Origin of the sequence: Streptomyces sp. NPDC056373 (genome assembly GCF_042262425.1) — a bacterium.
Taxonomy (GTDB): domain Bacteria; phylum Actinomycetota; class Actinomycetes; order Streptomycetales; family Streptomycetaceae; genus Streptomyces.
In genome coordinates this window covers 521,650-535,987 of sequence record NZ_JBHJPX010000001.1, presented here as the reverse complement: position 1 = coordinate 535,987, position 14,338 = coordinate 521,650, and the positions used below count along the sequence as shown (strand labels likewise).

The 14,338-nt window shown below is 68.6% G+C and carries 14 protein-coding genes; 12 read left to right on the top strand and 2 right to left on the bottom strand.

Annotated features, from left to right (window positions below; all coding sequences use genetic code 11):
- Positions 1-21 precede the first annotated feature (21 nt).
- Together tuf and ACFCXS_RS02505 are read left to right on the top strand one after the other, a co-directional pair.
- Positions 22-1,215 (top strand): elongation factor Tu, encoded by a 1,194-nt coding sequence (gene tuf, locus ACFCXS_RS02510; RefSeq protein ID WP_030233924.1) that lies wholly within the window; start codon positions 22-24, stop codon positions 1,213-1,215.
- Between the two features lie 122 nt (positions 1,216-1,337).
- The gene (locus tag ACFCXS_RS02505) at positions 1,338-1,976 is read left to right on the top strand and encodes a hypothetical protein (RefSeq protein ID WP_376641124.1); all 639 of its coding nucleotides are present in this window, start codon (positions 1,338-1,340) and stop codon (positions 1,974-1,976) included.
- A 26-nt stretch (positions 1,977-2,002) separates the two neighbouring features.
- Here the strand turns inward: ACFCXS_RS02505 and ACFCXS_RS02500 are convergent, their stop codons facing one another.
- The gene (locus ACFCXS_RS02500; RefSeq protein WP_376641122.1) at positions 2,003-3,022 is read right to left on the bottom strand and encodes a hypothetical protein; all 1,020 of its coding nucleotides are present in this window, start codon (positions 3,020-3,022) and stop codon (positions 2,003-2,005) included.
- Between the two features lie 316 nt (positions 3,023-3,338).
- Positions 3,339-4,076 (bottom strand): hypothetical protein, encoded by a 738-nt coding sequence (locus ACFCXS_RS02495; protein WP_376641120.1) that lies wholly within the window; start codon positions 4,074-4,076, stop codon positions 3,339-3,341.
- Positions 4,077-4,156: 80 nt separating this feature from the next.
- Between ACFCXS_RS02495 and ACFCXS_RS02490 the strand changes: the two genes are divergently transcribed.
- The 10 genes from ACFCXS_RS02490 to rpsS all read left to right on the top strand — a co-directional run bounded on the left by ACFCXS_RS02490 (position 4,157) and on the right by rpsS (position 14,302).
- Positions 4,157-4,804, top strand: coding sequence for a hypothetical protein (locus ACFCXS_RS02490; protein ID WP_376641118.1), 648 nt, complete (start codon positions 4,157-4,159; stop codon positions 4,802-4,804).
- Positions 4,805-4,807: 3 nt separating this feature from the next.
- Positions 4,808-5,275 (top strand): hypothetical protein, encoded by a 468-nt coding sequence (locus ACFCXS_RS02485; RefSeq protein WP_376641117.1) that lies wholly within the window; start codon positions 4,808-4,810, stop codon positions 5,273-5,275.
- A gap of 156 nt (positions 5,276-5,431) precedes the next feature.
- Entirely contained in the window at positions 5,432-9,940 is a 4,509-nt protein-coding gene (locus tag ACFCXS_RS02480) for a DUF6531 domain-containing protein (RefSeq protein WP_376641115.1), read from the top strand.
- A gap of 20 nt (positions 9,941-9,960) precedes the next feature.
- Complete coding sequence (locus ACFCXS_RS02475) at positions 9,961-10,578, top strand: hypothetical protein (protein WP_376641506.1); 618 nt, start codon at positions 9,961-9,963, stop codon at positions 10,576-10,578.
- A 498-nt stretch (positions 10,579-11,076) separates the two neighbouring features.
- The gene (rpsJ, locus tag ACFCXS_RS02470) at positions 11,077-11,385 is read left to right on the top strand and encodes a 30S ribosomal protein S10 (RefSeq protein WP_003948644.1); all 309 of its coding nucleotides are present in this window, start codon (positions 11,077-11,079) and stop codon (positions 11,383-11,385) included.
- Between the two features lie 17 nt (positions 11,386-11,402).
- Positions 11,403-12,047 (top strand): 50S ribosomal protein L3, encoded by a 645-nt coding sequence (gene rplC, locus ACFCXS_RS02465; protein WP_033308969.1) that lies wholly within the window; start codon positions 11,403-11,405, stop codon positions 12,045-12,047.
- A gap of 8 nt (positions 12,048-12,055) precedes the next feature.
- Complete coding sequence (gene rplD / locus ACFCXS_RS02460) at positions 12,056-12,712, top strand: 50S ribosomal protein L4 (protein ID WP_344459254.1); 657 nt, start codon at positions 12,056-12,058, stop codon at positions 12,710-12,712.
- Complete coding sequence (rplW, locus tag ACFCXS_RS02455; RefSeq protein WP_031105224.1) at positions 12,712-13,131, top strand: 50S ribosomal protein L23; 420 nt, start codon at positions 12,712-12,714, stop codon at positions 13,129-13,131. Before rplD ends, rplW begins: the two co-directional genes overlap by 1 nt.
- A 40-nt stretch (positions 13,132-13,171) precedes the next feature.
- A complete protein-coding gene (rplB, locus tag ACFCXS_RS02450; protein ID WP_031141294.1) occupies positions 13,172-14,008 on the top strand; it encodes a 50S ribosomal protein L2 in 837 nt (278 codons plus the stop codon).
- A 12-nt stretch (positions 14,009-14,020) separates the two neighbouring features.
- Complete coding sequence (rpsS, locus tag ACFCXS_RS02445; RefSeq protein ID WP_003992359.1) at positions 14,021-14,302, top strand: 30S ribosomal protein S19; 282 nt, start codon at positions 14,021-14,023, stop codon at positions 14,300-14,302.
- The last annotated feature ends 36 nt before the right edge of the window (positions 14,303-14,338 follow it).

Below are 14,338 nucleotides of genomic sequence, written 5' to 3'. Positions count from 1 at the left end.
ACCACTCTCAGGAGGACCCCAGTGGCGAAGGCGAAGTTCGAGCGGACTAAGCCGCACGTCAACATCGGCACCATCGGTCACATCGACCACGGTAAGACGACCCTCACGGCCGCCATTACCAAGGTGCTGCACGACGCGTACCCGGACCTGAACGAGGCCTCGGCCTTCGACCAGATCGACAAGGCTCCTGAGGAGCGCCAGCGCGGTATCACCATCTCCATCGCGCACGTCGAGTACCAGACCGAGACGCGTCACTACGCCCACGTCGACTGCCCCGGTCACGCGGACTACATCAAGAACATGATCACGGGTGCGGCGCAGATGGACGGCGCCATCCTCGTGGTCGCCGCCACCGACGGCCCGATGCCGCAGACCAAGGAGCACGTGCTCCTGGCCCGCCAGGTCGGCGTTCCGTACATCGTCGTCGCCCTGAACAAGGCCGACATGGTGGACGACGAGGAGATCCTGGAGCTCGTCGAGCTCGAGGTCCGTGAGCTCCTCTCCGAGTACGAGTTCCCGGGCGACGACGTTCCCGTCGTCAAGGTCTCCGCTCTGAAGGCCCTCGAGGGCGACAAGGAGTGGGGCAACTCCGTCCTCGAGCTCATGAACGCCGTCGACACCGCGATTCCGGAGCCGGAGCGCGACGTCGACAAGCCGTTCCTCATGCCGATCGAGGACGTCTTCACGATCACCGGTCGCGGTACGGTCGTCACCGGCCGTATCGAGCGTGGTGTCCTGAAGGTCAACGAGACCGTCGACATCATCGGCATCAAGCAGGAGAAGACCACCACCACGGTCACCGGCATCGAGATGTTCCGGAAGCTCCTCGACGAGGGCCAGGCCGGTGAGAACGTCGGTCTGCTCCTCCGTGGCATCAAGCGCGAGGACGTCGAGCGCGGCCAGGTCATCATCAAGCCGGGCTCGGTCACCCCGCACACCGAGTTCGAGGCGCAGGCCTACATCCTGTCCAAGGACGAGGGTGGCCGCCACACGCCGTTCTTCAACAACTACCGCCCGCAGTTCTACTTCCGTACGACGGACGTGACCGGCGTGGTGACCCTCCCCGAGGGCACCGAGATGGTCATGCCGGGTGACAACACCGAGATGAAGGTGGAGCTCATCCAGCCCGTCGCCATGGAGGAGGGCCTGAAGTTCGCCATCCGTGAGGGTGGCCGGACCGTGGGCGCCGGCCAGGTCACCAAGATCAACAAGTGAGTCCTCGGACTGGCTTGAGGGTCTACTGACCTGAGTGGCTCGAAGGGGCCCGTACGACTTCGGTCGTGCGGGCCCTTTTGCTGTTGGTGCACCATGTGTGGGGGACCGTGAGTGTGGGGGACATGAGTAGCAAGCACGTGCGGAAGATGCTGAGGCGGATGGCGAGCGGGGAGCCCGTCGAGGTCGCGCCCGCCATCGCGACGTTGACGAAGCTCAGCCGACTCGCCTTCATCGCCCAGCAATTCGGTTATGAGTACGCCGACATACGGCAGGGCGGGGGACCGCAGGGCGACGGGTACGTGTTGCTGATCGTGCCCGACCCGAGCCCGGAGGCCCGGGCACGGGCCGAGCGGAACCGGACGGCGTACCCGGACGCGGGCGACGGGGGCGCGCTACCGCCCCTCGACCCCGAAGCGGTCGAGATCCTCAAGGCCCGCATCACCTTCGACATCACCGCCAAGTACACCGACAGGCAGCGGATCCTGATGACAGCCGTCGGCGCCGTTCCGCTGGCCCTGCCCATCGGATTCGGGCTCGGCGCGGGCGTCACGGCCGTCGTCATCACGGTCGCCGTCTGGGCCGCGGTGATGGCCCTCGTACCGGTAGGGATCACCGTCAACCGGCGCTACAGAACCAAGCACGCCGCACTTCTGCAGGCCGCCGGGTTCACGCCGGTGACCGACTCCACCGGGCGGATGCGTTACATGCCACCGGGCGGGCAGCCACCCGGGCACGGCAATCCGTTCGCCACGGGGGCGTGACGCCGACGGTGTGACGCGGGGCCGGATCACTGCATGTTCTGGACGTGCCGGTGGTCCGGGGACGCCCGGCAGACATAGAGCTGCATGCTGTAGCTCCGGCCGATGTCCAGCTGTGTGTCGCGCGCCGGGCCGAGGAAGTGGTAGCCGTCGTAGCCGGCGTCCTCGACCGGCCGCCAGCTTCCGCTGCCGCCGTCCCACTCCGTGCCCTCGAGGGTGAGCAGGGGGCGGACTCCCGCACCGCACTCGGGGCAGGACATGGGGAACGGATCGGAGAAGCTCCACGGGGCGTGACCGCCGGCCTTGCTGCCCGGGGCGACCGCGAGGTCGTACTGGTAGCAGACCTCGGCCTCGCCCTCGTCGGCCTCCTCCTCGTTCTTCTCCTCCCACGCGTCGATCCGCTCGGCGAGCTCCTCGGGCAGTTCGTGCGGTGCCGGGTACTCGGTGACGGGCTCGGGGTGCAGCACGCAGGGCTCGGGCAGGTAGCCGGCGTTGCCGATGACGGACGGTTGCGGGGCGGCGGTGAGGGGGTTCCGCACATCGGCCGCGGTACGCCAGCGCAGCTCGGTGTACGGCAGACAGTCCGGGTCGTGGTCGAACGGGCACCACAGCACCTGAAGCAGATCGGCACCGCCGGGGCAGGGCAGGCCAGGAACGTCGGCGGCGTACAGCTGGGCGACGGGCACCAACGGGACGGGCCCGTCCTGCGGTACGCGGGTCTTCTCGGTCGCCCGGCCGACGACCACCCGCTCCTCGTCGGTCAGGAGTTCCTCTCCCTCCGCGCGTGGGCGGGCCCAGGCCTCGGCGAGGATCCGCCGCCGCAGCCGGACGCCGACCGGGTCGAGCCCGTGGTGCCAGGGGCCGGTGTGCTCGGGGCAGCCGGGCCATGGCTCACCGGCCGGCCACAGCAGGGGCCCGCCGATGGAACTGTCCGCCGCGGTCGGCGCACCGGCCCGGGGATGCAGCCGCACGGCGGTGCGGGCGAGCGGGGCGAGCTCGGGGTAGAGGGCGGTGATGTCGAGTGGCCGGGGTGGTGTGGTGCGGGGCATGGGCGCAGGGTACGTCCCGGAACCGGGGTGCTGGAGGTCGGTGTCGCCCAAGGTTTGCCGGTCGAGGGAGGGGAGGGTGCCGTAACCGTCCATGTGCCAGGGGCCGTCGGTGCTCGGGTTGCCGGTGGTGGCGGTGGTCGTCCGGCGGGCTGGTGGACGGGGGTGGGGACAAGCCCCCGGGACGGCCTGGACGGCCGGGGCCGGAGCCCGGTCGGCGACCCGATCGCGGATGCGGACATCGACTTCACGAAGCTCCCCGTGCATCCGGCACCGCCGAAGGGCTCTCCCTTCCGGACGGTGGAGGAATCGCAGGCGCTCAGTGAGTCAACCGAGGGCCCAGGAGCGGCACAAGCCGGTCCCTGAGGAGGCCGCGCGCGGGCTCCATGGACATCCAGAGCAGCTTGTGACGCGTCCCGTCGGCCATCGTCAGTGTCATGCCGGAGGTGGTCAGGCCGCCGTGGATCCGGGCGTACGTGATCTCGGCGAGCGGGAGCACCTTGTTGGTGCGGTGGGCGGAGCGGATGGTGCCGGGGTCGAAGGCGAGGGTCTGGAACGTGTCCGGGGTGGCCAGTTCGGGCCCGACGAGCCCGACCATCATGGTGGTCGGCACGCCGCCGCGAACGCGGACCAGATGATCGGGGAGGAGCCACAGCTCACCGTGGATCCAGTCCAGCCAGCCGGTCGTGCAGGTACGGGCGATGAGCTGCGCCGGCTGCAGGCCGACCCGCCCGGCGCGGGCCACCGCCTCGTCGAGCAGCGCACCGACCGCCTGCACGGAGGCGACCCGCCGGGACTCCTGGACGGCCCCGCCCCCGCCCCCGCCCCTGCCGACGATCGGCGCAGTGAAGTGGAGACGCGCGTGCCCGCTGCAGTGCACCTCCACCAGCAGCCCTACAGCCCAGCCCGCGGCACTGAAGTGCACCGCCAGCCACTCGCGATCGTCGGCCCAGGGCACGGGAGACACCTGGATCTCGTCCGAGGCCCATGCCGGCCTGCGCCGCTCGATCTCCGCACGGGCCATGTCCATGGCTATCGCCTGTCTCGTCCGTCTCACTCGCTGATCTTGTCGCACCTCGCCCTCGCACGATGGGACGATGGCCGGACTTGTGATCGAGCGAACGAAAGGCCGGCGCCATGGCCCGCTACATGGAGACCCTGACCGTCGAGCGGGGCGGTTTCCGGATCAAGGTGCCGGAGTCGTGGTGGGAGTTCGACGTACGGCCGGAGTCGCGGGACGACTCCATCCGGCAGATGGTGAGCGAACGGGTGCGGCAGCGCCCCGAGTTGGAGCAGTACCGGGACGCCTACGTCGACTTCCTCAGGAAGGCCGCCGCGGACGCCTGGAAGTCGGGCGCGATGTACTGCGGCTGCATGGCGGAGAGCTTCGGCGGGGACACGCCGATCACGGGTTCGGTGACCGTCTCGCTCGTTGGCGGCCGCGACGAGCGGGGCGAACCGCTGTCGAACGACCCCGCCGTCATCGCGAGCCAGCTCGCGGTCAAGGAGGCGAAGCGGGAAGGCGACTCCTGGCGCAAGGTCACGACGGTCGACATCCCCGGCGTCGGCCCGGCCGCCCGCACCCACGGCATCGAGGACATCGAGGTCCCCGGCGACGCCCTCAACCGCACCATCCGAGCCGTGCTGATGCAGACGTACATCCCCGTGCCGGGCCAGGAGGGCAAGGTCGCCCTGGTCGCCGGCAGCAGCCAGGTCCTCGACCTCGCGGACTCCTTCTTCGACATCTTCGACGCGATCACGTCGACGTTCCGGTTCACGGGCTGATCGATGTCCCGGGGGTGGGACTGGGAGAGCGGCGAGGGCCTGCTGCGGCTGGATGACCCCGAGGAGTGGGACGCTGCGTTCGAACGTGGCGAGAGCCGTCTGGGGACGGCGGCGATCAGCTTGGCGTATCACCGCTCGCCGGCGGAGTTGTCCCTGCGGATCGTCCGGGCGATGTGGTTGCCGGACGAGGGGGAGCGGGGCTTCGCCTTTACGGCGACGGGACATGTCGCCTGCCTGAATGGGGAGTTGACGCCGGAGCTGTACGCGGCGCTGCGTGCCGAGGGCCCCGGCGGACTCGCCGCGCATCCCACCCGGGACACCCTCACCTTCGTACCGTTCCGGACGCTGCCGCCGTGGTTCAAGTGGCGGTGGGTGTACGTGACGGTGGGGGACAGGCTGGAAGCCTGGTGGCTGCGGTGCGTGTACGCCGTCGGGGACGCCTGGCGGGCCGTGCGCCGTCGCGGCGCTTGATGCCGGTCCTCGCGGTTCACGATCCGAGCCCTGCCATTCCGTCGAATGGTTGTGCCTTGTAAGTTCACGTGTGCATACGGTTGTTGCTGTAGATGTGCACGTGACGGGGGTTGCGGTATGGCGGGGCACAGGCCTGCGGACTGGCATGTCCTGGACTTGGACAAAGATCCGACGCCCGGTGATCCGCAGCGGGTCCGCACACTCGCGAAGCACCTGCACGACTTCGCCGATGACGTGTCCGACGCACTGCGTCTGGTCAAGGGCATGGCGGGGGAGGGCACGCTCCTGGAGTGGGCGGGCAAGTCGGCGGACGTCTTCAAGGAGGACTTCGCGGATGTGCCGAAGAACCTCAAGAAGCTGAAGAAGTCCTATGAGATGTGCGGGGACGCGCTGGCGGACTTCTGGCCGAAGCTGGAGCGGGCGCAGTCGCTGGCGGACAAGGCCCTGCGCAAGGGCCGGGAGGCCCGCGACAGCCTCTCCTCGGCGCAGTCCCGCCTCGCCTCGGCTGACTCGTGGGTGACGCGGGCCGGCAAGGAGGCGGACAAGTACAAGGACGACCCGACGGGCAGCAAGTCCGACGGGGACAAGCCGGACGAGGCCAAGGTCCGGGCAGCCACCCGCGACGTCCAGCACGCCAAGTCGGCGCAGACGAAGGCGCAGTCGGACGTCTCCGACGCGCAAGATGCTCTCGCTGCGGCGAAGAAGATGGCCGAGGACGCGCGCAAGATGCGTGACGACGCGGCGCGTGAGGCGAAGTCGAAGATCGACGAGGCGTCGGACGCCGGCATTCAGAACCGGTCGTGGTGGGAGGAGGTCGGCGACTGGTTCGTCGACAACTGGGACACCATCGTCGCCGCCTGCAAGATCGTCGTCACCGTGGTCGGAATCGTGGCGATGATCATTGGCGGTCCGATCCTCGGCGCGATCGTGCTGATCGCGGCGCTGGTGGTGCTGGCCGACACGCTTTACAAATACTCGAAAGGGCAGGCCTCTCTATGGGACGTGGGCCTGGCCGCGTTGGACTGCATACCCGGCATGAAGGGCCTGACCACCCTCGGCGGACTGGCCAAGGGCATGAGAGCGCTCGGCAAGACCGGCCTCAAGGGCATGGCCATGGGCGTCAGGGGCCTCGGCAAGAACGCGAGCCTTTTCGGCCGGCAGATGAAAAAGCTCATCACCCGTGGCGACCCCGTCGATCTGGCGACCGGGGAGATGGTCATGTCCGCCACGGACGTGACATTGGACGGGGTCCTCCCGCTCGTCCTGGAACGCCATTACCGTACCCGCGTCCGAAGCGGGCGGCTCCTGGGGCCGAGCTGGACCAGCACGCTCGACCAGCGCCTCCTGCTCGACGAGAGCGGTGTGCGGTTCACCGTCGCCGACGGCATGGTGCTGCACTATCCCGTCCCCGACATGGACGCCCCGGTCCTGCCGGTGGCAGGCCCGGCCTGGCCGCTGAGCTGGGACGGGAGCGCCCAGGGCGAACTCGTCGTGCACCGTCCCGAGACTGGGCACACCCTGCGGTTCCGCCCGTTGCCGGACCGGCCGGCCGCCGAACTTCCGCTGGCGGAGATCCGCGACCGCAATGGCAACACGATGGGCGTGGCCTACCGGTCGGACGGCACACCGGAGGAGATCGTCCACCACGGGGGCTACCGCATCGGCGTGACCTGCGAAAACGGCAGGATCACGGAGCTGGCTCTGACCAGTCACCCCGACCGGCCGACCCTGGTGCGCTACGGCTACGACGCACGCGGCAATCTCGCAGCCGTCCGCAACTCCTCCGGTCTGCCCCTGTGTTTCGCCTACGACGACAGCCGGCGCATCACGGGGTGGGAGGACCGCAACGAAGTCCGGTACCGCTTTGAATACGACGAGCATGGCCGCTGCGTGGCCGGTCACGGCAAGGACGGTTTCCTCTCCTACACCTTCGCCTACGACGACGAAGCCCGGCGCACGGTCGCCGTCGACTCGCTGGGGCATGCCACGCACTACCAGTTCAACGGCGCTTACCAGCTGATAGCGGAGACCGACGCGCTCGGCCACACGGTCACCCAGGAGTGGGACGACCGAGACCGGCTGCTCAGGCGCACTGACCAACTGGGTCGTGAGCTCCGCCTCGAGTGGGACGACGCGGGCCGCCCGGCGACCGTGAGGCTGCCCGACGGATCCGTCTCGACGACCCGCTACAACGAGCTCGGGCTGCCGGTGGAGATCACCGAGTACGACGGCGGCGTCATCCGCCAGGAGTGGGACGAACGCGGCAACTGTAGGTCGCTTACGACCGCCGACGGAGCCACCATCGTGTTCGCCCGCGAGGCGACCGGGGCGCTGACCTCCCTGACGGACGCGACGGGTGCGACCCACCACTTCAGCAACAACCGGGCCGGGCAGGCGATTTCAGCCACCGACCCGCTCGGTGCGGTCTCCACGTACACGTACGACCCGTTCGGCCGGTGCGCCACGGTCGTCGACCCCCTGGGCGGCCGGACCCGGCGGACCTGGTCGGTGGAGGGTCTCCTCACCTCCCGGACCGACCCCGACGGCAGCGTCCAGCGGTGGACGTACGACGGCGAGGGCAACCAGCTCACCCACACCGACGCACTCGGCCGGACCACCACCTGCACGTACGGCGCCTTCGATCTGCTCACCTCGCGCACGACACCGGACGGCGTCCGTCACACCTTCACTCACGACACGGAACTGCGGCTCCTCCGTGTTGCCGACGCACGCGACCTGACCTGGGACTACCGCTACGACGCGGTCGGCAACACGGTGGCCGAGACGGACTTCGACGGACACACGCTCACGTACACCTACGACCCTGCCCGCCAGCTGCTGAGCCGCACCAACGCGGTCGGGCAGACAGCGGCGTTCTCCTACGACGAGGTCGGCAACCGGATCCGGACCGTACTGGACAGCAGGGTGACCACATTCGTCCACGACCGCTCCGGCCGACTCGTGCGAGCCGCGGGGCCGGACGCCACGGTGGCGTACGAATACGACAGCGGAGGGCGGGTCACCGCCGAGACAGTCCTCGGGAGGGTCCTCGCCACGGCGTACGACGTCGGGGGCCGCCCGGTACGCCGGACCACGCCGAGCGGCGCCGTCACGACGTACACATACGACCCCGCCGGGCATCGCATCCGGCTCGGGGCCGCCGGCCACACCCTCGCCTTCGCCCACGACGGCCTCGGTCGCGAGACGAGCCGGAGCATCGGCTCGGCCCTCACGCTCACCCAGGACTGGGACGCGAGAGACCGGCTCAGCACACAGCGGCTGAACTCCCTGGGCAGCCCCTCCCCGCTCACGCACCGCAGTTACACCTACCGTCCCGACGGTCACGTCACCGCATGCCAAGACCGCTCAGACGGACGCCGCACCTACGGCCTCGACCCGGTGGGGCGCGTCCTCAGCGTTCGCGCGGGGGAGAGGACGGAGTCCTACGCCTACGACGAGCACGGCAACCAGACGCGGGCGGTCTGGCCGGACCGCTACGGTGCCATGGAAGCCCGCGGTGAACGCCTCTACGAGGGCAACCGTGTGCTGCGCGCCGGCGATGTCCACTACGAGTACGACGCCGCCGGACGGGTCGTGCTGCGCCGCCGGACAAGGCTGTCACGCAAGCCCGACATCTGGCGCTACACCTGGGACGCCGACGACCGTCTCACCTCGGTCGTCACCCCTGACGGAACGGTCTGGCGCTACCTGTACGACCCGCTGGGACGCCGGATCGCCAAGCAGCGGCCGGCCTCCGACGGCGAGGGCATCGCCGAGGAGACCCGGTTCACCTGGGACGGCCCCCATCTGGTGGAGCAGACAACCGTCCGCGCCGATTCACCCGAGGTGTCCACACTGACCTGGGAGCGAGACGGCACACGCCCACTGACCCAGACGGAGCGCATCACCCTCGCCGACGCGCCTCAGGAGATCGTTGACGAGAGGTTCTTCGCCATCGTCACCGATCTGGTCGGCACCCCGACCGAGCTGGTCTCGGAGACCGGTGACATCGCCTGGCGCTCCCATGCCACCCTCTGGGGACTCCCGGCACCGGACGAGGCGTACGACGCCACCACCCCGCTGCGCTTCCCGGGTCAGTACTTCGACCCCGAGACGCAGCTCCACTACAACTTCTTCCGGTACTACGACCCGATCAATGCGGCCTACCTCAGCTCCGACCCGCTCGGGCTGGACGCGGGCCCGAACCCCAGGGTGTACGTACCGAACCCGCTGTCGTGGCTCGACTACCTTGGGCTGCTGACCTGCGCCGAGAACGCTGACCTGTTGGCGAAGAACCTGGCGAGAGAAGGGCGGGGGAAGGGGGTGGGCGAAGCCGCCGCCCACATCGTGCCGTCCGGCATGAAGCGCAACAGGGCGGCGGAGAGCCGCGCCCTGCTGGAGAGGTACGGCGTCGACATCAACGACGCGGTGAACGGGATCCCGCTGGGGCATCCGCGGCCGCACAACTTCACGCACCGCAAGCCGTTCCTGCTGCGTCTGAACACCCATCTGGAGACCACGGTGGACCGGATGACGGCGGCCGGACACGGAGCCCGCGCCATCCGCAGCGCGCTGCGCTCGGAACTTCGCTCCATCGGGCAGCAGGTCGAGAGGGAGCTGGCGAGCGGGCAACCGGCGGCGAACGCAGTGTGGACGGCTCCGTGATGGACTGTGCCGGTGTGACGATGGACAAGGATGGTGACGCAATGACTGACGTGCCCGGTGGAGCGCTGTCGGTATACCGGCTCCTGCCGAGCCTCAGTGAGTACCAGCAGCTGCATCTCGACAGTGTCGGAGTGCGTCAGCTCATGCGCTGGCAGAGTGCCGGCGACGGTAAGGAGCCGCCCGTCCGGCTGAGCGCGGAGTGGATGGGCGAGCGGCGTTGGGCCAAGAGCGAGTTCCCCTCCGGCAGACCGGGCGCCCCCGTACTCAGCCGGCGTCTCGCCGACGGCTTGGGGGAAGCGTTGTCGTCGGCCGGTCGTCTGGTGCCCGTCGAGATCAAGGGCGCCAAGTACGATGAGTACTTTGTCTACCTGGTGGAACAGGTGGTCGACTGCCTCGATCTGCGCAAGTCGTCGAAGCCGAGGCGGCTGGACGGGGAAGTCAGGAAGCCGGTGTACCGCGTCGAGGAGCTGCCGACGCGGCTTGCCGCTTTCCGGCTGCCGCAGTTTCCTGGTGCGGTCCAGTGGAACGGCTGGGCGGCCGACCGGCTCGTACACCTCACCGGGGACCAGATCGAGAAGCGTCTGACCTGGTCCCAGGACCCGGCACTCAAGCCACACCCCGATCCCTGGGGTATCTGACGAAGCGCTCGGGGGCCCGGGCCCGAGCGGCTGGGCGGTGGACCGCCCGAAGGGCCATCCTCGCCCTCGCTCGCCCACCGGTTTGACCTACGTCACCCCCGGGGTATTCTCTCCGGCTCGATTGGCGTAGCCGCCGCCCCATATGGCAGACTGTCCGAGTTGCTCGGTCGAGTGTTGATGCTGCGCGCCTCCCGCCGGGGGGACCGGAAGCGAGTCCCACAGTACTCGTCGCCCTAACTGCCGTAAGGCAGCGCTGGGGCGGACGTACGGGAATCTTTCGGGAAGTGCGGTGCGGCACTGGCCAGGCACCCGGTGGGCCTTCGCCCCCGGCCTGCGGTTCCGGAAGGGCCGTGCGTAATCCCGCAGGGATGTTCGAACAAGGGACATCCGTGTCAGCGAGAGTGCGACACGCCCGACCGCGTGGGTCGGAGGAACGAAGGCAGCAGAAGGAATCCGCCGGGTTCCAGAGCGTTAGAGAGACAGGACTACTGAGTAGCCATGGCGGGACAGAAGATCCGCATCCGGCTCAAGGCCTACGACCACGAGGTCATCGACTCCTCGGCGAAGAAGATCGTCGAGACGGTGACCCGCACTGGTGCGTCGGTCGCGGGCCCGGTGCCGCTGCCCACTGAGAAGAACGTGTACTGCGTCATCAAGTCGCCGCACAAGTACAAGGACTCGCGCGAGCACTTCGAGATGCGCACGCACAAGCGCCTGATCGACATCCTCGACCCGACCCCCAAGACCGTTGACTCTCTGATGCGACTCGACCTCCCGGCCGGTGTCGACATCGAGATCAAGCTCTGAAGGCCGGTGATCTGAGAATGGCTAAGCAGATCAAGGGCATCCTGGGCGAGAAGCTCGGCATGACGCAGGTGTGGGACGCGAACAACCGTGTTGTTCCGGTCACCGTCGTCAAGGCCGGCCCCAACGTCGTCACCCAGGTCCGTACGAACGACGTCGACGGCTACGAGTCCGTCCAGATCGCGTTCGGCGAGATCGACCCGCGCAAGGTGAACAAGCCCCTCAAGGGCCACTTCGCCAAGGCCGACGTCACTCCCCGCCGCCACCTCGTCGAGATCCGTACCGCTGACGCCAGCGAGTACACCCTCGGCCAGGAGATCACCGCCGAGGTGTTCGAGGCCGGCATCAAGGTCGACGTGACCGGCAAGAGCAAGGGCAAGGGCTTCGCCGGTGTCATGAAGCGTCACAACTTCAAGGGCCTCGGCGCCGGACACGGCACCCAGCGCAAGCACCGCTCTCCCGGTTCCATCGGTGGCTGCGCCACCCCGGGCCGTGTGTTCAAGGGCCTCCGCATGGCGGGTCGCATGGGCAACGAGCGGGTCACCACCCAGAACCTGACCGTCCACGCCGTTGACGCGGAGAAGGGTCTGCTGCTCATCAAGGGCGCGGTTCCCGGTCCGAACGGCGGCCTCGTCCTGGTCCGCACCGCGGCCAAGGGGGCCTGAGGTAACCGATGAGCACTGTTGACATCCTTTCGCCGGCGGGCGACAAGGCCGGTTCCGTCGAGCTCCCCGCGGAGATCTTCGACGTCGAGAAGGTCAGCATTCCGCTGATCCACCAGGTCGTCGTCGCACAGCTGGCCGCTGCCCGTCAGGGCACGCACAAGACCAAGACCCGTGGCGAGGTCCGCGGCGGTGGCAAGAAGCCGTACCGCCAGAAGGGCACCGGTCGCGCCCGTCAGGGTTCGACCCGCGCGCCGCAGTTCGCCGGTGGTGGCGTCGTGCACGGTCCCGTGCCGCGTGACTACTCGCAGCGGACGCCCAAGAAGATGAAGGCTGCCGCGCTGCGTCACGCCCTCACCGACCGGGCCCGCCACAACCGCATCCACGTCGTCTCCGGCGTCGTCGAGGGTGACAACCCGTCGACGAAGGCCGCCAAGACGCTGTTCGGCAAGATCTCGGAGCGCAAGAACCTGCTCCTGGTCGTCGACCGCGCCGACGAGGCCGCGTGGCTGTCCGCCCGCAACCTGCCCCAGATCCACATCCTGGAGCCGGGCCAGCTGAACACGTACGACGTTCTCGTCTCGGACGACGTGGTCTTCACCCAGGCCGCCTTCGAGTCCTTCGTGTCCGGCCCGAAGGCCAATGACACCGAAGGGAGCGAGGTCTGATGGCTATCCGTCACCCCGCTATCGCCTCCAAGGCGGCGAAGAAGGCCAAGGCCGCGCGCGTCGCCAAGGCGCGCCGCCACGCCGCCGAGGGCAAGAACACCGTCGAGACCCCGCTGAGCAAGTCCTTCACGGACCCCCGTGACGTGCTGCTCAAGCCGGTCGTCTCCGAGAAGAGCTACGCGCTCCTCGACGAGGGCAAGTACACGTTCGTCGTGGACCCGAGCGCCAACAAGACCCAGATCAAGCAGGCCGTCCAGGCGGTCTTCTCGGTCAAGGTCACCGGGGTCAACACGATCAACCGCCAGGGCAAGCGCAAGCGGACCCGCACCGGCTTCGGCCAGCGCGCGTCCACCAAGCGCGCGATCGTGACCCTCGCTGAGGGCGACCGTATCGACATCTTCGGCGGTCCGACCGCCTAAGGGCGGTCCGGATCGTCCGATATCGGACGAGGACTGAGAAATGGGAATCCGCAAGTACAAGCCGACTACGCCGGGCCGTCGTGGCTCCAGCGTCGCCGACTTCGTCGAGGTCACGCGGTCCACGCCGGAGAAGTCGTTGGTCCGCCCCCTGCACAGCAAGGGTGGCCGTAACAACTCCGGTCGTGTGACCGTCCGCCACCAGGGTGGTGGCCACAAGCGCGCCTACCGCGTGATCGACTTCCGTCGTCACGACAAGGACGGCGTGCCGGCGAAGGTCGCGCACATCGAGTACGACCCCAACCGCACCGCGCGCATCGCGCTCCTGCACTACGCGGACGGCGAGAAGCGCTACATCCTCGCGCCGCGTGGCCTGAGCCAGGGCGACCGCGTCGAGAACGGTCCCGGGGCCGACATCAAGCCGGGCAACAACCTTGCCCTGCGCAACATCCCGGTCGGTACCACGCTGCACGCCATCGAGCTGCGTCCGGGCGGCGGCGCGAAGTTCGCCCGCTCCGCCGGCGCCTCGGTGCAGCTGCTCGCGAAGGAGGGCTCGATGGCCCACCTCCGCATGCCGTCCGGTGAGATCCGCCTGGTCGACCAGCGCTGCCGCGCCACGGTCGGCGAGGTGGGCAACGCCGAGCAGAGCAACATCAACTGGGGTAAGGCGGGCCGTAAGCGCTGGCTGGGCGTTCGCCCGACCGTGCGTGGTGTGGTCATGAACCCGGTGGACCACCCGCACGGTGGTGGCGAAGGCCGTACCTCGGGTGGTCGTCACCCGGTGTCCCCCTGGGGCAAGAAGGAAGGCCGTACTCGTTCGCCCAAGAAGGCGTCGAACAAGTACATCGTCCGCCGCCGCAAGACGAACAAGAAGCGCTAAGGACGGGTTGAGATGCCTCGTAGCTTGAAGAAGGGGCCCTTCGTCGACGACCACCTGATCAAGAAGGTGGACGCCCAGAACGAAGCCGGCACCAAGAACGTCATCAAGACCTGGTCCCGTCGCTCCATGATCGTGCCGGCCATGCTCGGCCACACGCTCGCGGTGCACAACGGCAAGACCCACATTCCGGTGTTCGTCACCGAGTCGATGGTCGGCCACAAGCTCGGCGAGTTCTCGCCGACGCGCACCTTCCGGGGTCACGTCAAGGACGACCGGAAGTCGAAGCGCCGCTAAGCGCGGGGTGGAATGACCATGACAGACACTGGAAGG